The sequence below is a fragment of the Gordonia sp. J1A genome (assembly GCF_055393515.1).
In genome coordinates this window covers 2,508,842-2,527,610 of sequence record NZ_AP041607.1, presented here as the reverse complement: position 1 = coordinate 2,527,610, position 18,769 = coordinate 2,508,842, and the positions used below count along the sequence as shown (strand labels likewise).

The following is an 18,769-nucleotide window of genomic DNA, read 5'->3' as shown; positions in this document are numbered from 1 at the left end:
GAAGGAAGATCAATGAACGTTCCCGAGCACTCGGCTTCCGACGAGTCCTCCGCCACGCCGGTCGAGAACATCGACTGGGGCCTGGCCGCCACGGTGGGCAAGCGAGTCGCCCGGCCCGGCCCGCGGATCACGCGCTACACCTCCGACCAGGCGTACGCCGAACTGTCGGACGCGGCGGTGCGTGCGGAGGGCCCGGTACGGGAGGTCACGGGGCTGGCCGACGGACTCGCCGTCCCCGCCGCGCAGATCCTGGACCGATCGGGGTGGATCGACGCCGCCGCGCGCTCGATGCCGGCGATGCTCGGTCCGGACGATGCGGCCACGCGGCAACCGGAGGTCCGCCCGCACCGGCCCGGTTTCACCGGACGGATCGCGGGAGTGCAGGCCGGAGGTCTGCTGGCCTTCCTCTCGAGCGCGATTCTGGGTCAGTACGACCCATTCAGCCTCGATCCGCAGACCGGGGAACCGGGCGTGCTGATGCTGGTGGCTCCGAACATCATCGCGGTGGAACGTCAGCTCCGCGTGGACCCGTCCGACTTCCGGTTGTGGGTGTGCCTGCACGAAGTGACCCACCGGGTGCAATTCTCGGCGAACCCGTGGCTCGCCGACTACATGCGCTCCAACGTCGGCGCGCTCACCGGCGAAGGAGACGAGTCGGTAGCCGAACTCGTCACCCGCATCACCGAGTCGGTCCGCAGTGGCAAGCCGCGCGAGAAGGGCGTGATCGGCCTCATGCAACTGCTGCAATCGCCCGAACAGTACGCGGCGTTCGAGCGAGTGCTGGTGCTCGGGACGCTGCTCGAAGGGCACGCCGATCACGTCATGGACGCTGTCGGTCCCGCGCAGGTGCCGACGGTGGCGACCATCCGCGCGGCCTTCGACCAGCGTCGCAAGGCGCCCCGGAATCCGTTGCAGCGGCTCATCCGCGCGCTGATCGGGATGGACGCGAAGATGGCGCAGTACGTGCGGGGCAAGGCTTTCGTGGACCATGTGGTCGACCGCGTCGGAATGGACCGGTTCAACACCGTCTGGTCGTCGCCCGAGACGATGCCGCTCATGTCGGAGATCGACGCGCCGGACGACTGGATCGAGCGGGTGCTCGGCTAGCGGCGATGACCAGGCGAGCGCAGCAGACGCTGATCGGCGCGGTCCGCGGTTTCGCCGATCGGCACCTGGACGACGACGCGGTGTGCGTCGCGCTGTCCGGCGGTGCGGACTCACTCGCTCTGACGGCCGCCGCGATCCGGGCCGGCCTCACCGTGCACGCGGTGGTGATCGACCATCGGCTGCAGACCGGCTCGGCCGCCGTGGCCGCGCGAGCCGCCGAGACGGCCCGCGAACTGGGTGCCTCGGCCGAGGTGCGCGAGGTGACCGTGGAGGGTGCGGGGGGACTCGAGGCGGCCGCGCGTCGCGCGCGGTACGCGGCGCTCGGCGAGGCCCGCGACTCCCGGCCCGTACTGCTGGGCCACACGCTCGACGACCAGGCCGAGACCGTCCTGCTCGGGCTGGCTCGAGGTTCCGGGGCCCGGTCGATCGCCGGGATGCGGGAGTGGTCCGCGCCCTGGGGACGGCCGCTGCTCGGAGTGCGGCGTGCGGACACCCGCGAGGCCTGCGCCGGGTGGCGACTCCCGATCTGGGACGATCCGCACAACGATGATCCCCGGTTCACCAGGGTGCGGATCCGCAAGGAGGTGCTGCCTCTGCTCGACGAGGTCATCGGAGGCGGTGCCGCCGAGTCACTCGCGCGCACCGCGTCGCAGCTGCAGGACGACGCCGACGCACTCGACCCACCGGCCACCGAACTGCTCGAAGAGTGTGCCTACGGCCGGGCGCTGGACGTTCAACCGCTGCGCTCGGCCCCGGCCGCGCTGCGGACCCGCGTGCTCCGCGGGTGGCTCCGATCGGTGGGGGCGAACGACCCCGTGTACCGGGTGGTCCGCGCCGTGGACGCGCTCATCACGGACTGGCACGGACAGGGGCCGGTCGCGGTGGGCGGCGACGAGCGAGCCCGCCTCGTCGTGACGAGGCGGGCTCAAGAGCTCACGGTGAAGCGAGTACCGAGGTGAGTCAGATGTTGCAGATCTTCGGCTTGAACGGGCTGTTGATGGTCTTGAAGTAGCGGGCGAACGTACCGTTGATGGCGGCACCCGCGACCGCACCGCCGGCACCGAGCAGTGCGCCGATGGGGCCCGCGATGAAGGCAATTGTCGGAGTGCCAGCTCCGAGGATGAGGCCGAGGACCGCGCCGATGATGGCACCGGCGATACCGCCGATGGTGACAGCAGTCGACAGCTCGGAGTTCATCTGGTCCAGCGCTTCCTTATCGCGCTGCTTGCGGGTCTGCGGTCCGCAGATGACCCGCTGAGCCGGCTTCTTACCCGCTTCCAGGACGCTCGCCGGCGTGGTCGTCGACCGCGCCGCGTCCTTCGACGGCACCAGCGTGGCGACGTCGCCCTTGACCGTGGCGTCGATCGGGTACGTGCGGGCGTCCTTGCCGACGTAGGTCAGCGGAACCACGTCGAGCGCTTTGCCGGACGCGTTACGGAACACCAGGTTGCCGCCCTCCACGGCGACCGTTGCCCCGAAGACTTTGACGGTGACGTCGTCGGCGTTGCGCTGGACCTGTGCGCGTGGCTGCTGCGGTGCGGCATGCGCGGGCGACGCCAGGAACGGCAGGGCCGTGGCGAGCGCGAGTAAGGCGATGAAGACGCTGCGTAGTGATGTGCGAAGAGACATGACTCCCTCTCATGTGACTGGCTGTGAGCCCGGAACCCCCGATCGTGACCCGGCACCGGAAGTGACGGTCTCGACGCCGGATCGCAACTGAGCTGAGAGAAAACTAAGACTTCCCCGACAAATATGTGCCAGAACGGCACACACTGTGACTCATGTGACGGGGGATGCGCCAAAAGGGTTCCTTCGGACGACGCCGAGCGGCCCGCCCGGATAGCCGGGCGGGCCGCGGTCGGCTCGGCGGTCGCCGAGTCAGTGCTGACGGATCAGTGTTTGGAGGGCGACGTGGACGTCGGCGGTGTGAGGTCCTTGAAGGGCCGGTTGACGGTGTCGAAGTAGTGGAGCACGGCCGCCCCGGCGACACCGCCCGAGATGATCACACCGAGACCGGCGCCGGCGGTCGCGCCGAGCGGCACTCCGGCGAAGAAGCACCCGAGCGGCCCCGCCGCGAGACCGAACAGGCAGCCGGCCGCACCGCCGAGAACTGCGCCCAAGGCGGCGCCGATCACGGTCGAGACGGTGGCGCCGGTGGTCACTTCGCGGCTCAGGCGCGACAACGCGGCGTCGTCGCGTTCGTCCTTGCTCTTGTAGCCGTTGGCGTCGGCGACGCGGACCTTCTCCAGAAGCGCCGCGTCGGTCCGGGACGACCGCGCGAGGTCCCTGGACGGGGTCAGTCGCACGGTGCGTCCGGAGACATCGGCGTCGATGGGGTACGTCCGGTCGTCGGGTGCGATGAACGTGAGGGGAAACCGTTCGAGCACCCGTCCGGACCGGTCGCGAAGCACCAGGGTGTCGTCCTCGCGGCTGACCGAGGCATTGGCGACTGTGACGATGGCGTGGTCGCGGTTCGACTGCACCCGGGCGTGCGGCCGCGGGTCGTTCGGGTCCGCGTGCGCGGGCGCGGCCAGGAAGGGGAGTATTGCGGCGACGGCAGCGATGACCGCGATGATCGCCCGCGGTGCGTTTCGGACAGACATGCTCGTACTTCTTTCGAGGTGGTTCGATGACCTCGCCGCCACGAGGCTCGGTCGCCGACAACGTTCCGCTACGAAGGGCGTGAACAGGGCGATCCGGACCAGATATGCGCAGAATGCGCGAGAAACGCGTCACTTGTGTCACGGAATCGGCGCTGCGGACGCGCTCCGGACCTCCTTCCGCACTCACTTCCGCAGTTCGCTCATCGAGAACCCGGTCTCGCGGGGGCCGCGGGCCGTGCGAAGCTATAGGGGTGGAGCGCGACGACAGCTATGGCGACGACATCGAAGAAGTCCTGATCACCCAGGAACAGATCCGTGCTCGAACGGTGGAGATGGCGCGTGCGGTGGGCGACCGGTATCGGAACGCTCCGGACGATCTGGTCCTGATCGGAGTCCTCAAGGGCGCCGTGATGTTCATGACCGACTTCGCCCGCGCCCTGCCGATCCCGTCGCAGCTCGAGTTCATGGCCGTCTCGAGTTACGGCTCGTCGACCTCGTCGTCGGGGGTGGTGCGCATCCTCAAGGACCTGGACCGCGACATCACCGACCGTGACGTGCTGATCGTCGAAGACATCATCGACTCGGGCCTCACGCTCTCGTGGCTCATCAAGAACCTCGCGACGCGTTCGCCGCGTTCGCTCGAGGTGGTGACGCTGCTCCGCAAGCCCGACGCGGTGCGGGCCACGCTCGACGTGGCCGACGTCGGCTTCGACATCCCCAACGAGTTCGTCGTCGGATACGGACTCGACTACGCCGAGCGCTACCGCGACCTGCCGTACGTCGGCAGGCTCCATCCGTCGGTCTACTCGTCCTGATCGGGTGGCCGCGGCACGGTCGGCGGAACAACCGGACCACCTGCGACGTTGAGTCTTCAGCCGGCAACCCGGGCCGGGGCTCGACGGAGCAGGCCGTACGGCGGCGACGATCCGGCCCTCTACAGGTAGCCTCGTATTTCGAGCCGACGGGAAGGACAAATGGGCACGGCGGCGTGGTGAACACCGAACACAACGACCCGCGCCCACGCGTACACGCATGAATCGCAAGACACTGTTCCGGAATCTGGCCATCGTGGCCGTCATTCTGTTCGCCATCTGGGGCTTCAGCATGATGCGGAATTCCGATCGCGAGTACACCGATGTCGACACGTCGGTCGCAATGGCCCAGCTGGACAAGAAGAACACCAAGTCGATCCAGATCGATGACCGGGAGCAGCGGCTCCGCATCGAACTGAAGGATCCGATCAAGGTCGGAGACTCCGAGGCCAGCAAGATCTCGACCCAGTACCCGGCCGGCGTCACCGGCCAGATCTTCAACGCCGTGGTCGACACCGGGTCCGAGTACCAGACGAATGTCACCAAGGACTCCGGGATCTGGCAGTCGATCCTGATCTTCGTCCTGCCGATGGTGATCCTCTTCGGGCTCTTCTTCTTCGTGATGAGCCGGATGCAGGGTGGACGCGGCGGGGTGATGGGCTTCGGGAAGTCGAAGGCCAAACAGCTCAGCAAGGACATGCCGAAGACCACCTTCGCCGATGTGGCGGGTGCTGACGAGGCCGTCGAGGAACTCGACGAGATCCGCGACTTCCTGCAGAACCCGGCTCGGTACCAGGCACTCGGCGCCAAGATCCCGAAGGGTGTGCTGCTGTACGGTCCGCCCGGCACCGGTAAGACGCTGCTCGCGCGCGCCGTCGCCGGCGAGGCCGGCGTGCCCTTCTTCACGATCTCCGGCTCGGACTTCGTGGAGATGTTCGTCGGTGTCGGCGCCTCGCGTGTGCGCGACCTGTTCGAACAGGCCAAGCAGAACAGCCCGTGCATCATCTTCGTCGACGAGATCGACGCGGTGGGCCGCCAGCGCGGCGCCGGACTCGGCGGCGGGCACGACGAGCGCGAGCAGACGCTGAACCAGCTGCTCGTCGAGATGGACGGTTTCGGTGACCGTTCCGGCGTCATCGTCATGGCCGCGACCAACCGACCCGACATCCTCGACCCGGCGCTGCTGCGTCCCGGCCGCTTCGACCGCCAGATCCCGGTCGGCAACCCGGACATCGCCGGGCGCAAGGCGATCCTCGCCGTGCACGCGAAGGGCAAGCCGATCGCGCCGGACGCCGACCTCGACGGGCTCGCCAAGCGCACCCCGGGCATGTCCGGTGCCGATCTCGCGAACGTCATCAACGAGTCGGCACTGTTGACGGCGCGCGAGAACAAGACGGTCATCACCGGCGAGGCGCTGGAGGAGGCCGTCGACCGCGTGATCGGCGGCCCGCGCCGCAAGAGCCGGATCATCAGCGAGCATGAGAAGAAGGTCGTCGCCTATCACGAGAGCGGTCACACGCTCGCCGCGTGGGCGATGCCCGACCTCGATCCGATCTACAAGGTCACCATCCTGGCCCGCGGACGCACCGGCGGACACGCCCTGGCAGTTCCGGAGCAGGACAAGGACCTGATGACCCGATCGGAGATGATCGCCCGGCTGGTGATGGCCATGGGCGGTCGTGCCGCCGAGGAGCTCGTCTTCCACGAGCCCACCACTGGAGCCAGCTCCGACATCGACCAGGCCACCAAGATCGCGCGGGCGATGGTCACCGAGTACGGCATGAGCGCCAAGCTCGGCGCCGTCCGCTACGGCCAGGAGCAGGGCGATCCGTTCCTCGGCCGCGGCATGGGGTCGACACCGGACTACTCGGTGGGCGTCGCCGCGGAGATCGACGACGAGGTACGGAATCTGATCGAGGCCGCGCACACCGAGGCGTGGTCGATCCTGAACCAGTACCGCGACGTCCTGGACGTGCTGGCCGGCGCTCTGCTGGAGAAGGAGACCCTGGTCCGCAAGGATCTCGAGGCGATCCTCGGGGAGGTGGGCAAGCGCCCGCGCATCACCAAGTTCGACATCTTCGGTGAGCGGATCCCGAGCACCAAGCCGCCGATCAAGACTCCCGGCGAGTTGGCGGCTGAGCGCGGCGAGCCGTGGCCGAGGGTGGAGGAGCCGGTACCGGTTCCGGCCCGCCAGGCCGATCCGGCGGCGCCCGCTTTCGGGCAGCCCGTGCAGTACGGTGCTCCGCCTCACGCGCAGGCACCGCAGTACGGCACGCCCTACGGTCAGCAGCCGTCCGGGGTGCCGGAACCGCACGTGCCGCACCAGAACGGGACGCCCCAGAACGGCGGAACCCAGAACGGCGGACCCCACTACGGGGCGCCGCAGTACGGGGCACCGCACGACGGACCGCGCCAGTACGGGACGCCCGGCGCCGATCAGCAGCCCGGGCAGGGGCACGGCCACGGGACTCGGCCGGATTACGGCGCCCCCCGCGACTGGTCGGCACCCGGTTGGCCGCCGGCAGATGATTCGCGCGACGGTCAGTGAAGGAGACGCGAGTTGAACGCCGGAGTCCAGTGAACGGAGAGCAGGGGGAGATGACCACCAGCAGCATCGATCACGACGGTGATCTGAACGAGCACGCCGTCGACGCGCTGGGCGTACCGGCGGCGGCCGGCGAGCGGGTCTTCGATCAGGCCCGCGCCGAGGCCGCGGTTCGGGAACTGCTGCTCGCCGTCGGCGAGGACCCGGACCGCGAGGGGCTCAAGCGGACGCCGACGCGTGTGGCGAACGCCTACCGCGAGATGTTCGCGGGCCTCTACACCGATCCCGACGAGGTGCTCGCGACGGTCTTCGACGAAGACCACGAGGAGCTGGTGCTGGTCAAGGACATCCCGATGTACTCGACGTGCGAGCATCACCTGGTCTCCTTCCACGGTGTGGCGCACGTCGGCTACATCCCGGGCGATACCGGTCAGGTGACGGGGTTGTCGAAGCTGGCACGCGTTGTCGACCTGTATGCCAAGCGCCCTCAGGTGCAGGAACGGCTCACCAGTCAGATCGCCGACGCCCTGGTCCGCAAGCTGAACCCGCGCGGCGTCATCGTGGTGATCGAAGCGGAGCATCTGTGCATGGCGATGCGCGGCATCCGCAAGCCGGGCGCCCGGACCACCACGTCGGCCGTGCGCGGCCTGTTCAAGACCAGTGCGGTCTCCCGCGGCGAAGCACTCGACCTCATAACGCGGTGAGCCCGCAGCGTCCGGTGAGTTCGGAGACCGACGAGCTCGATCGCACCCTCGTCATGGGGGTGCTGAACGTGACCGCCGATTCGTTCTCCGACGGCGGCCGCTATCTGCAGCGAGACCGGGCCGTGGCGCACGGTGTGGCTCTGCTCGAGGCGGGCGCGGACATCATCGACGTCGGTGGCGAATCGACCAGGCCGGGAGCGGTTCGCGTCGATCCGGCCACCGAGTCGGGCCGCGTCGTACCCGTCATCCGCGAGCTGGTCGCGGCCGGTGCGCGGGTGTCGGTCGACACGATGCGCGCGGCAGTCGCCGCCGATGCGCTCGAAGCCGGTGCGGCGATCATCAATGACGTCTCCGGCGGTCGCGCCGACCCGGACATGGGCGCGGTGCTGGCCGAGGCGGGCGTGCCCTGGATTCTCATGCACTGGCGCCCGGCCGACGACGCACCCGGCGACGATCGCCACTTCACGCATCGGGTGGACGAGGCCGGCGGATACCGCGATGTGGTCGCGGAGGTCTCCGGCGAATTGTTGGGCCAGGTGGACGCGGCGGTCGCGGCGGGCGTCGATCCCGATCAGATCGTCCTCGACCCCGGACTCGGTTTCGCCAAGACCGCCGATCACAACTGGGCGCTGCTGCACGCGCTGCCGACGCTGGTGGGACTCGGCTTCCCCGTCCTGATCGGCGCCTCCCGCAAACGTTTCCTCGGTTCCCTTCTCCGGCGCGACGGCGTCGACCGTCCGCCGAGCGGCCGCGAGGTGGCCACCGCGGCGATCTCGGCGCTGTCCGCCGCGGGCGGGGCGTGGGGAGTCCGGGTGCACGACGTCGCCTCCAGCCGCGACGCCATCGAAGTGGCCCTCGCCTGGCGGGGCGGCGGCCGGAGAGGCAGGGACCATGGCTGATCGCATCGAATTGCGCGGACTGCGTGTGCGCGGCAACCACGGGGTCTTCGACCATGAGCGCCGCGACGGTCAGGAGTTCGTCATCGACGTGACGCTCTGGCTCGATCTGCAGGCGGCCGCGGCCAGCGACGACCTCGCCGACACCGTCGACTACGGTGCGCTGGCGCAGTTGGCGCACGACATCGTCGCCGGCCCGCCTCGGGATCTCATCGAGACCGTCGGCGCGGAGATCGCCGACGCCGTCATGAAGGATGGGCGCATATCGGCGTGCGAGGTGACGGTGCACAAGCCGTGCGCGCCGATTCCCCTGGCCTTCGACGATGTCGCCGTCGTGACGCGCCGGTCGGTGAAGACTCGATCGGTGGCCGCCGCTAGACAGGGGACGTCGTGACCTCGCGCGCGGTTCTGTCGGCCGGATCCAACATCGGTGATCGCCACGCGCACCTGCGGAGTGTGGTCGAGGCGCTCGGTGCCGACCTGCGCCGCGTGTCGGGGCTGTACCTGACTCCGCCGTGGGGCGGCGTGGAGCAGGACGATTTCGCGAACATCACCGTGGTGGCGGAGGGCGCCCGCACCCCGCGGGAGTGGCTGGAGCTGTGCCGGCGGCTCGAAGAGTCCGCGCAGCGGGTGCGCGAGGTGCGCTGGGGGCCGCGCACGCTCGACGTGGACGTCGTCTCGGTGGACGTGGACGGAGAAACGGTCGTCTCCGACGACCCGGAGTTGACGCTGCCGCATCCGCGGGCGGCCGACCGCGCGTTCGTGCTCGTGCCGTGGCTGGAGGTGGAGCCGCAGGCGCGGCTGTGGACCTCCGACGGTGTGCGGGCGGTGGCCGATCTGGTCTCCGCGCTCGATCCTGCCGAGGTCGCGGGGGTTCGGCGAGCGGGAGAACTCGGATGACGCTGCCGACCCCCCTCGGACCCGATCCGTCCCACAGTGACGACGACGGTGAGCGTCACAAGCTCGGCTTCACCCGAATCCGTGATCTGGTGCTGGTCGCCGTGGTCGCCGGAGTGGCCCTCTGGATCCTCATCCACTACAACTACGGGGCCTTCCCGAGCCTGCCGTGGCCGTCGGGCATCTCGTTGTACGTGCTCGCGGCGCTCGAAGGTGTGATCGGTTTCGTCGTCCGCAAACGGGTGGCGGAGAAGGAGGTCGGCCCGGCCAAGGGGCAGTTGCATCCGATCAACGCCGCGCGTCTCGTGGCGCTGGCGAAGGCGTCGGCGATCCTCGGCGCCGTCGCCACCGGCGGTTGGACCGGAATCCTGGTATTCCTCCTGCAGAACGGGATCCTGGAAGCGGCGCGCGCCGATCGGGTCGGAGCCATCGTCGGGCTGGTCGGGGGCGTGGTTCTGGTAGCCGCGGCACTGTGGCTGGAACACTGCTGCCGAGCGCCGGACGACCCGTCCGCCGACAATGCCGAGACCGCACCCGACAGTCCGCCCGCACCGGCCTGATTCTCCGACACGGGCCACCCGGTGACGGCTGTCGGCGTGTCAAGGGCGGTAAGTTTGCCTTCATGACCACTAAGGAACGATCCGAAGAGGCCGCCAAGAGACGACCGTCGTCGGCCGGACAATGGCTCATCGGTTTGTTCGTCGTGCTGGCGCTGGTCGCCAGCCTGCTGATGGTGATCGGTGATAATTTCTCCGTTCCCGCCACGTTGGCCGTGATCGCGGCGCTGTGGGCCGCGGTGATCGGCGCCGTGCTGGTGACGAAGTACCGGCGGCAGGCCGACGTCGCCGAGTCGCGCAGCCGGGACCTGCGCCTGGTCTACGAGCTTCAGCTGGAGCGCGAGATCGCGGCGCGCCGCCAGTACGAGTCGGATGTGGAGACCGCGATCCGCCAGGAGATCGCGGCCGAGTCGAACGTCGAACTGGAAGAACTCAAGGCGCAGGTGCTCGCACTGCGCGCGAGCCTCGAACAACTGCTCGGCACCCCGCTGCCCGACATGCGTGCGGCGATCGGCCTGGAGCGCCCGCGTGAACTGGGATCGGGACTCGCCGGAGCGGGCTACGCGGCGGCTTCGGCCGACGATCGCGTGGCCGCTGAGCGCGACTTCGCGACCACCGCGCCGCCGTCGGACCCGGGCAGGCATGTGCCGGAGGAGCCGCAGGACGTCGAAGAGGTCGATCCCGGCGAGCTCACCGAGATCATCCCGGTGGTCACCGACGATCCGGCCGACGCGGCCTCACCCGAGCCGCAGACCGAGACCGGACCCATCGAGCGGGTCGCCTACGGCGCCCAGGCCTACGAGCCGCCGGCAGTCCCGCCGACGGCGCCGCAGCAGCCCGCCGCACCCGAGCCGGAACCGCAGCCGCAGGGCCGCCGTGCGGCACCGTCGAGCGACGACGGTGCGCACTCGGCGGGACGTCCGGCCAGTGAACTCCTGAGCCAGCTCCGCGCGAGTTCGGCGGAGAACCGCGGTCGCGGGGGCCGACGCCGCCGCGACTGAACTTCACAGCCGGCGCCGATCCGGTGAAAGTTGTCACACCGCGTAGCCTCGACCGTCGTGGCGCGCCTATCGTTGTGGCGAACGTCTGGTACCCGAGGCTCCGAGATCACGAGCCGGGACTGGAACGAATGGAGGAACGGCGGTGAGTTCACCGATGGCCCCGGCGCGCCTGCGCGTCGGAATCATTTCGGCCGGTCGTGTCGGCACCGCACTCGGCGAAGCCCTCGCCTCCGCGGGCCACGATGTCGCCTCGCTGACCGCACGGTCTCCCCAGTCGCGCGATCGCGCTGTGCTCCGCCTGCCGCGAGCCCGCGTGCTCGATCTCCCCGGCGTCGTCGCCGGTTCACAGCTTCTGATTCTGGCGGTTCCGGACACGGAACTGCCCGGCGTCGTCGACGCCGTCGCCGCCGCCGGTCCGCGGCCGGGCACCATCGTCGCGCACACCGCGGGGGCGCACGGAGTGGCGATCCTCGAACCGCTCGCCCGCCTCGGTCTGGTCACCGTCGCGCTGCACCCCGCCATGACCTTCGTCGGCACGTCCGACGACACCGCCCGGCTGGCGTCGGCGTGTTTCGGAATCACCTCTGCCGACGAGATCGGCGACGCCATCGCCGCATCGCTGGTGCTCGAGATGGGCGGCACTCCCGTCCGCATCGCCGAGGCCGACCGAACCCTGTACCACGCCGCTCTCGCGCACGGAGCGAACAATCTGATCGCGTTGGTCACCGATGCGTTGACCGCACTCACCGCGGCCATCACCGGGCCGGCGGGGGAGCGGAGCGCCACCGCCACCGTCGACGGGCCCGACTCCGGGATCGCGCAGCGAGTGCTCGGGCCGCTGGTCCGCGCCTCGCTCGAGAACGTGCTCGAGATGGGCGGCGACGCGCTCACCGGTCCCGTGGCGCGTGACGACACCGAGGCGGTCCGTCGCCATCTCGCCGCGCTGGCGGCACTGCCCGACCGTCATCTGGTGGACGGCTACCGTGCGCTCTCGGCGCGGGCCGCCGTTCAGAGCGGCGCGAGCCGCGAACTGCACGAGCTCCTGGAGGAACACGCGTGACCGCATCCGCTCTCTACGCTCCCGGCCGGACGACGGTGCATCGCGACCCGGCCGAGTTGCACCGCGTCACGAAGGCGCTGCGCGCCGCGGGCAAGCGTGTCGCGCTGGTGCCGACGATGGGGGCGCTGCACGAGGGGCACCTCCAGCTGGTGAAGACCGCGAAGCTGCGGTGCGACGTCGTTGTCGTCTCGATCTTCGTCAATCCGCTGCAGTTCGGTGCCGGCGAGGACCTCGACGCGTATCCGCGCACCTTCGACGCCGACTGCGCCCTGCTGGAACCGCTCGGAGTGGAACTCGTCTTCGCGCCCACGGCGTCGTCGATGTACCCGACCGGCCCGCGCACCACGGTGCAGCCCGGCGAGACGGGGGCGATCCTCGAGGGTGCGTCGCGACCCACGCATTTCGCCGGCATGCTCACCGTCGTCAACAAACTGCTCAACATCGTCGCACCGCACGCCGCGTACTTCGGAGAGAAGGACTACCAGCAGTTGGTGCTGATCAACCAGATGGTCAACGACCTGAACATGGACGTGGAGATCATCGGGGTGCCCACCGTGCGCGAGGCCGACGGCCTCGCTCTCTCGTCGCGCAATCGCTACCTGTCGGCAGAGGAGCGCGAACTCGCGACCGTGCTGTCGGCGGCACTGCTGGCGGGAACGCACGCGGCCGAGGGCGGCCGCGAAGCGATCCTCGCCGCGGCACACGCAGTCTTGGCCACCGCCCCGCAGATCGAGGTCGACTACCTCGAACTGCGTGGGCGGGGTCTGGAAGAACCGCCGGAGGAGGGTGACGGCCGACTTCTGGTCGCCGCCCGCGTCGGACCGGCACGACTCATCGACAACGTCGGCGTCGCCATCGGCACCGGCTTCACGCAGCGAGAAGAAGGGTAAGGACAGCTATGTTCCGCACCATGATGAAGTCGAAGATCCATCGCGCGACCGTCACCCAGGCCGACCTGCACTACGTCGGCTCGGTGACCATCGACGCCGATCTGCTCGACGCTGCGGACCTGATGGAGGGCGAGCAGGTGTGCATCGTCGACATCGACAACGGCAACCGGCTCGAGACCTATGTGATCGCCGGCGAGCGCGGCAGCGGCGTCATCGGGATCAATGGTGCCGCAGCGCACCTGGTCCATCCCGGTGACCTGGTGATCATCATCGCCTACGGCATCATGAACGAAGCCGAGCTCGCCGAGTACGCGCCGCACGTGGTCTTCGTTGACGCCGACAACCGCCCGGTCACCTTGGGCGACGATCCCGCCGACGTTCCGGAGGGCTCCGGGCTGAAGGACCCGCGCCGGCTCGCGACTGCCGCGGTCTGAGGCCGGCGGACCCCGTGCTCCTCACCGTCACCGTCGGGAACACGAACATCCATCTCGGGGTGTTCGCGGGTTCCGGCGACCACGCGGAACTGATCCGCGACTGGCGGATCCACACGCAGCCGCACATGACTGCCGACGAGTTCGCCTTGCAGCTGCGCGGGCTCCTCGGGCCCGACATCGAGCAGGTGACGGGCGTGGCCGGTCTGTCGACCGTGCCGTCGCTGCTGCGTGAGATGCGGGAGATGCTGCCGCGATACTTCGGGCGCGGTCCGCATGTGCTGCTCGAACCGGGGGTCCGCACCGGTGTGCCGCTGCTGGTCGACAACCCGAAGGAGGTCGGGACCGACCGCGTGGCCCACAGTCTGGCCGCGCACGAGAACTATCCGGGCGGACCGTGCATCGTGGTCGCCTTCGGCACCGCGACCGTGGTGGACGCGGTCTCGGCCAAGGGCGAGTTCCTCGGCGGGGTCATCGCCCCGGGCGTCGACCTCTCCGTCGAAGCGCTCAGCGAGCACACCGTCACCGTCCGCAAAGTAGAGCTGATGCCGCCGCGCAGCGTCATCGGGAAGAACACCGTCGAGGCGTTGCAGTCGGGCATCATCTACGGCTTCGCGGGTCAGGTCGACGGTCTGGTGGAACGCATCCGGCGCGACGTGCCGGGTTTCGACGGCCCCGACGTGACCGTTGTGGCGACCGGATTCATGGCGCCGCTGATGGTGGGCGAGTGTCGCACCATCGCCGAACATCACCCGTACCTCGCGCTCGACGGACTGCGGCGCGTCCACGAGCGCAGCCGCCGCATCGGAAGGGGGCGGGCATGACCGCTGAGACCGGCAGCCGGACCGTCGCGTACGGTCGCGACATCGAGGTCGGGCGGGTCTATCGGCTCGGGGAGTACACCCTCACCGCCGACGACCTGGTCGACTTCGCGCAGCGCTGGGATCCCCAGGGATTTCATGTGGACGAGGACATCGCCGCCTCGAGCCCCTACGGCGGCCTGATCGCCAGCGGTGTGCAGAGTTTCGCGATCATGCAGCGCCTGAGTGTCCTGGCCGTCTACGACCACTGGGCGGTGATCGCGGGCAAGGAGATCCGCGACGTCGCCTTTCTCCGGCCCGTGCGTCCCGGCGACGTGCTGACCGGGACACTCACCGTCACCGGCGTCACCTTCGACGACCGCGACCGGGCATTGGTCGAGGTCGACACCGAGCTGACGGTGGAGGGGAAGCCGGTCCTGCGCACGCACTCGGCGTCCTATCTGCACGCGCGTCCGCCGGCACCCGCCGACTGAACCCTCCGCCGCCCGGCGTACGCGCCTCAGTTTCGGGCGTCGACCGTGAGCGCGGGCTTCGCGTCGTCGGCCGGACCGTCGACCAGCTGGCCCCACATCGCGTCGACCATCGGCTGCAGGAACAGTTGTCCGACGTTGCGGACCATCATGGCCACGGTCTGTTCCGCGACGCTGCGCCGCGTCGAGGCCAGTCCGGCGTCGCGCATCTTGCTCACCTCGTCGCGTGCGAGTTCGGTCAGTTGGCGCAGCAGCGTCGTAGGGCTGTTCGGGTCGAGGAGAACGCGGCGCATGTAGCCGACGACGACCGGATTGTCGTTGAGCATCGCGCGTACGGCGGCGTCTCGTGCCGCAGCCACTTCCGCCGGCGTGCCGTCGTTCGGCACGCTTGCGATCGCCGCGCGGTGGTATTCGACGATCAGTTCTTCGACGGCCCGCCGCAGACCGTCTTTGGTCTTGAAATGGTGTTGGACCAGTCCGACGGTGACTCCGGCGGCAGCGGCCACGGCTCGCATCGACACCCGCTCCTCGCCGTGCTCGGCGTACAGATCGAGTGCCGCGTTGCGGATCTTGGCCTTCGCAGTCAGGTCCGCTTCGCCCGCCCTGGGATCGCTCATCGTCTCCTCCTCGTCCGCCGCAGATTCTACGATGCCGACGCGCCGTCGTTACATCTGCAATGCGTACGGTACGAACGTATAGCAGAGGGCGGGGGAGGCAGCGCTGATCGGCCTACTCGACGGCCATGGTGGTCAGGTGCTCGTACTGAGCGCGGGCGTCGGCCGGCGTGGCGGACGGCAGAGTGACGACGATGTTCTCCACGAGGAACGTGTCGGGGTGGGTCTGGTGATAGGTGGTGGCCTCGCGCGTGGTGCTGAACTGCATCACCGTGACCTGGTCCGTTGTGGCGGCAGCCTGACAATGGGCCTCGCCGCAGGCGGTCGCGGTCGTGTCGTGGTCGTTCGAGACGTGCAGACCTCCGCGACGGTAGGTGTCGATGATGGATTGGGGCGACGCGTCGTTCAGGATCGCGGCCTCGTTGGGCGGTGGCGGCGGGGCGGCGTCGTGTTGCTCGGTGCCGCCGCTGGAGCAGCCCGCGAGCAGCGGCAATGCGCACAGCGTGAGGCATGCGTACCGCAGCCGGTTTCCGCGGGCCGGGCGGTCAGCGGCGATGTGGTCGATCGTCATGGACGGACTCCTCTGATTGGTGGTGTGGCCGTGGCATGTGGTGCAGTGCGGCGAGCCTGGCGTTGTAGGCGTCCAGAGCGGCGGCGTCGTCGTCGAGCGCGGCGGTGTTCGCGCCGATGGTCGCGCGGGCGCGGACTCCGTCGAGCCAGCCGCCGAAGCTCGACTCCCTCGTCGCCACCCATTCGCGGGCGATGACCAGGATGAGGATCATCATCAGTCCGTCTCCCGCGACCCACATGATCGCTCCGGCCGCGGTCTGGTCGGCCAGCGCGGTGGGTCCCCAGTCGGGGCGCGATCGGCTGTACGCGGGGGCGATGATGTGCGGCGACATCATCAATGTCACTCCGACGATCGCGTCGGGGACCATGCACGCGATGATCGTGGCGGCGCGCAGCGGGAAGACCAGGTGGCGGCCGACGTACTCGTTGCCGAGCAGAGGAAGCAGAAGCAGATAGCCGGTGACGAGGTAGAGGACTGTCTCGGCGTGATGGATCCACATGTGCTGGGCCATGGCCTGCTGAAATCCGGTCAGGTGGGTGGTCACGAGCACGGCCGCGTACAGCGGGACGGTCACAGCCGGCCTAGTGAGCAACTGGAACGGCGTACTGGACACCGCTGACGTGACGGCCGTCCGTGTTCTCGCCGAACTCGAGCGGATCAGCCGGATCGGTGCCGCGGCGACCAGCAGCGCCGGAATGACGGTGATCAACAGCAGATGCACGATCATGTGCGCCCAGAACAGGTTGCCCGAGTACGTGGCCAGCGGGCTGTTCAGCGCGACGATCGTTGTGGCGACCGCGGCGAACCACCACAGCAGGCAGGATCGCGGCCATGGCCGTCCGTCGCGCAGTCGGACCAGGACGCACAGAACATATGCCGCGGTCAGCACCGCGATCAGCGCTGTGGCCACGGGGGTCGCGGTCCAGACCGTCAGCACCTGGGGCCAGGCCGGGGGAGGCGCCGCCGTTCTCATGTCTGCGCCGGGGGTGGTTGTGCCGGGGGTGATGAGGCATGGAGCACGTCCTTATGCGTGAGCCACCCGGCCAGCCGGGCTCCGTCGGCCGAGATCACCGGTACGCCGATGGCGGGGGCGGCGTCCAGTACGGGCATGGCCTGGCCGAGGGGCGCGTCGGCCGTCACGGTCGGGCACGTCGTCACCATCTCGCGGACGGTGGTCGGACCGTATCCGCGAGTGAGTGCGTCCGCTATGGCCTGCGCGCTGAGGATGCCGCGGTAGACGCCGGAGTCGTCCACGACCGGTACCGCGCCGACCTCTGTCCGTTGGAGGGCCTCGGCTGCCGTTGCCAACGTGGCCGTCTCATGCAGCGTCGCCGGTGGCGAGCTCACGACGTCCGCGACCCGTACGGTCGGAGGGCGGTGACGCTGCCCTGAGACGATGTCGACCCCGCGACGGGTCAGTTTGCGCGTGTAGATCGTGTCTTTCGAGAGGAGCTTGCCGACACCTGTGGACACGGCGACGGCGGCCATGAGCGGGAGGATGATCGAGTACTCGCCGGTGAGCTCGAAGATGATGACGACCGCCGTGATCGGAGCCCGGGTGGCTCCGGCCAATGCGCCGGCCATGCCTATCAAGCCGTAGGCCCCCGGCGAGCCGGTCATCGATGGCAGCAGTCCGTGAACGGCCGCGCCCACGGCGGTGCCGCCGACGGCCCCGATGAACAGGGTGGGGGCGAACACTCCACCGGACCCGCCGATACCGATGGTCAGGCTGGTCGCCAGCATCTTCCCCACCATCAGCGCAATCAGCAATGCCACCGTGTATCGGCCGGCGATGGCGTTCTCCAGCACGGGGTATCCGACGCCGTAGAGCTGCGGAAGCACCCACAGCACGCCGCCGAGCAGGAGCCCGCCGACGGCGGGGCGGAGCCATTGGGGGCCTCTCCACGCCCAGTCGCAGACGTCTTCGATGAGGTAGAGGACTTTCGAGAAGGCGACACCGACGAGCCCGAGAACCGCGCCCGCAACGATGAACAGAAGATATTCCACGCCGCCGTGCGGAGTGAACGAAGGCAGTGTCAGAAACGGACTGTCGCCCAGAAGCGACCGGCCGACGACACTCGCGGTCACACTGGCCAGGACCACCGCGGCGAATGATTCTGCGGCGAAGTCGCGGAGGATCAGTTCCATCGCGAAGAACGGCCCGGCCAGCGGGGCGTTGAACGTCGCCGAGATCCCCGCCGATGCGCCGCATGCGACCAGCAACCGCATGCGAGGAGTGTTCAGTTTCAGCAGTTGCGCCGCCGTCGAGCCCAGTGCGGCGCCGATCTGGACGATCGGTCCCTCACGGCCCACCGACCCTCCGCCGCCGATGCACAGGGCCGACGCCAGTGACTTCACCATCGGGATCCGTGCCGGTATGTGGCCGCCGCGCTCGGCTACCGCGAACATCACTTCCGGCACCCCGTGGCCGCGCGCCTCCGGCGCCAGCCACGACACCAACGGCCCGTAGACGAGCCCGGCGATCACCGGAGTCAACACGACGAACCAGAAGCCCAACGCCGGTACACCGTTGTGCCCGACCCGGCCCTGCGCCGAGAAGTCGGTGTAACCGGTGAACAACATCGTGGCGCCGACGATGAGCCACCGGAATCCGACGGCGGCCACACCGACGGCCACTCCCACCGAGACCGCCACCGGGACGATGCCGGTGGACGACTCGCGCAGCCATGTCGGGAACGGCGTCCGGCGCGGCATGATCGCGCCGTTCGGACTTCCAGAAGTGAACGCAAGCACGATTGCAGTATGCAACAGTTGCATCGGCTAATCGAT

The 18,769-nt window shown here is 69.1% G+C and carries 21 protein-coding genes; 15 read left to right on the top strand and 6 right to left on the bottom strand.

Annotated features, from left to right (window positions below; translation table 11 throughout):
- Positions 1-12 precede the first annotated feature (12 nt).
- Positions 13-1,107, top strand: coding sequence for a zinc-dependent metalloprotease (locus ACZ5QD_RS11825; RefSeq protein WP_006896166.1), 1,095 nt, complete (start codon positions 13-15; stop codon positions 1,105-1,107).
- Positions 1,108-1,112: 5 nt separating this feature from the next.
- Positions 1,113-2,066: a tRNA lysidine(34) synthetase TilS gene (gene tilS / locus ACZ5QD_RS11820; protein ID WP_006896167.1), complete on the top strand. Its 954-nt coding sequence runs from the start codon at positions 1,113-1,115 to the stop codon at positions 2,064-2,066.
- A 1-nt stretch (position 2,067) separates the two neighbouring features.
- On the opposite strand, the gene ACZ5QD_RS11815 is transcribed toward tilS, so the two are convergent.
- Complete coding sequence (locus ACZ5QD_RS11815) at positions 2,068-2,736, bottom strand: hypothetical protein (protein WP_006896168.1); 669 nt, start codon at positions 2,734-2,736, stop codon at positions 2,068-2,070.
- A gap of 263 nt (positions 2,737-2,999) precedes the next feature.
- On the bottom strand, positions 3,000-3,710 hold the full coding sequence (locus tag ACZ5QD_RS11810; protein WP_006896169.1) for a DUF456 domain-containing protein: 711 nt from the start codon (positions 3,708-3,710) through the stop codon (positions 3,000-3,002).
- 251 nt (positions 3,711-3,961) lie between these two features.
- Between ACZ5QD_RS11810 and hpt the strand changes: the two genes are divergently transcribed.
- The 13 genes from hpt (at position 3,962) to ACZ5QD_RS11745 (ending at position 14,797) form a co-directional block, all read left to right on the top strand.
- Positions 3,962-4,525: a hypoxanthine phosphoribosyltransferase gene (gene hpt / locus ACZ5QD_RS11805; RefSeq protein ID WP_006896170.1), complete on the top strand. Its 564-nt coding sequence runs from the start codon at positions 3,962-3,964 to the stop codon at positions 4,523-4,525.
- Positions 4,526-4,742: 217 nt separating this feature from the next.
- On the top strand, positions 4,743-7,070 hold the full coding sequence (ftsH, locus tag ACZ5QD_RS11800; protein WP_006896171.1) for an ATP-dependent zinc metalloprotease FtsH: 2,328 nt from the start codon (positions 4,743-4,745) through the stop codon (positions 7,068-7,070).
- A gap of 50 nt (positions 7,071-7,120) precedes the next feature.
- Positions 7,121-7,771, top strand: a complete 651-nt coding sequence (gene folE / locus ACZ5QD_RS11795) for a GTP cyclohydrolase I FolE (RefSeq protein WP_006896172.1) — start codon at positions 7,121-7,123, stop codon at positions 7,769-7,771.
- Between the two features lie 53 nt (positions 7,772-7,824).
- Positions 7,825-8,670, top strand: coding sequence for a dihydropteroate synthase (folP, locus tag ACZ5QD_RS11790; RefSeq protein WP_006896173.1), 846 nt, complete (start codon positions 7,825-7,827; stop codon positions 8,668-8,670).
- On the top strand, positions 8,663-9,061 hold the full coding sequence (gene folB / locus ACZ5QD_RS11785) for a dihydroneopterin aldolase (protein ID WP_006896174.1): 399 nt from the start codon (positions 8,663-8,665) through the stop codon (positions 9,059-9,061). The genes folP and folB overlap by 8 nt, the downstream gene beginning before the upstream one ends.
- Positions 9,058-9,567, top strand: coding sequence for a 2-amino-4-hydroxy-6-hydroxymethyldihydropteridine diphosphokinase (gene folK / locus ACZ5QD_RS11780; RefSeq protein WP_006896175.1), 510 nt, complete (start codon positions 9,058-9,060; stop codon positions 9,565-9,567). Before folB ends, folK begins: the two co-directional genes overlap by 4 nt.
- Positions 9,564-10,124 carry a DUF3180 domain-containing protein gene (locus tag ACZ5QD_RS11775; protein ID WP_006896176.1) on the top strand — a complete coding sequence of 187 codons (561 nt, stop codon included), beginning with the start codon at positions 9,564-9,566 and terminating at the stop codon, positions 10,122-10,124. The genes folK and ACZ5QD_RS11775 overlap by 4 nt, the downstream gene beginning before the upstream one ends.
- Before the next feature lie 62 nt (positions 10,125-10,186).
- Positions 10,187-11,122: a DUF6779 domain-containing protein gene (locus tag ACZ5QD_RS11770; RefSeq protein ID WP_006896177.1), complete on the top strand. Its 936-nt coding sequence runs from the start codon at positions 10,187-10,189 to the stop codon at positions 11,120-11,122.
- Between the two features lie 142 nt (positions 11,123-11,264).
- Entirely contained in the window at positions 11,265-12,182 is a 918-nt protein-coding gene (locus ACZ5QD_RS11765; RefSeq protein WP_006896178.1) for a Rossmann-like and DUF2520 domain-containing protein, read from the top strand.
- Positions 12,179-13,072 carry a pantoate--beta-alanine ligase gene (gene panC, locus ACZ5QD_RS11760; RefSeq protein ID WP_006896179.1) on the top strand — a complete coding sequence of 298 codons (894 nt, stop codon included), beginning with the start codon at positions 12,179-12,181 and terminating at the stop codon, positions 13,070-13,072. Before ACZ5QD_RS11765 ends, panC begins: the two co-directional genes overlap by 4 nt.
- A gap of 8 nt (positions 13,073-13,080) precedes the next feature.
- Positions 13,081-13,506 carry an aspartate 1-decarboxylase gene (gene panD, locus ACZ5QD_RS11755; RefSeq protein WP_006896180.1) on the top strand — a complete coding sequence of 142 codons (426 nt, stop codon included), beginning with the start codon at positions 13,081-13,083 and terminating at the stop codon, positions 13,504-13,506.
- Positions 13,507-13,520: 14 nt separating this feature from the next.
- A complete protein-coding gene (locus tag ACZ5QD_RS11750; protein ID WP_006896181.1) occupies positions 13,521-14,327 on the top strand; it encodes a type III pantothenate kinase in 807 nt (268 codons plus the stop codon).
- A complete protein-coding gene (locus tag ACZ5QD_RS11745; protein ID WP_006896182.1) occupies positions 14,324-14,797 on the top strand; it encodes a MaoC/PaaZ C-terminal domain-containing protein in 474 nt (157 codons plus the stop codon). Before ACZ5QD_RS11750 ends, ACZ5QD_RS11745 begins: the two co-directional genes overlap by 4 nt.
- Before the next feature lie 26 nt (positions 14,798-14,823).
- Here ACZ5QD_RS11745 and ACZ5QD_RS11740 read toward each other — a convergent pair whose 3' ends face one another.
- From ACZ5QD_RS11740 to ACZ5QD_RS11725, 4 genes are all read right to left on the bottom strand, one after another.
- The gene (locus tag ACZ5QD_RS11740) at positions 14,824-15,411 is read right to left on the bottom strand and encodes a TetR/AcrR family transcriptional regulator (RefSeq protein ID WP_006896183.1); all 588 of its coding nucleotides are present in this window, start codon (positions 15,409-15,411) and stop codon (positions 14,824-14,826) included.
- Positions 15,412-15,523: 112 nt separating this feature from the next.
- Positions 15,524-15,979, bottom strand: coding sequence for a CocE/NonD family hydrolase (locus ACZ5QD_RS11735; protein WP_052692388.1), 456 nt, complete (start codon positions 15,977-15,979; stop codon positions 15,524-15,526).
- A complete protein-coding gene (locus tag ACZ5QD_RS11730) occupies positions 15,954-16,952 on the bottom strand; it encodes a cytochrome c oxidase assembly protein (protein WP_278125039.1) in 999 nt (332 codons plus the stop codon). The genes ACZ5QD_RS11735 and ACZ5QD_RS11730 overlap by 26 nt, the downstream gene beginning before the upstream one ends.
- The gene (locus ACZ5QD_RS11725) at positions 16,949-18,733 is read right to left on the bottom strand and encodes a chloride channel protein (protein WP_231875650.1); all 1,785 of its coding nucleotides are present in this window, start codon (positions 18,731-18,733) and stop codon (positions 16,949-16,951) included. Before ACZ5QD_RS11725 ends, ACZ5QD_RS11730 begins: the two co-directional genes overlap by 4 nt.
- Positions 18,734-18,769 lie beyond the last annotated feature (36 nt).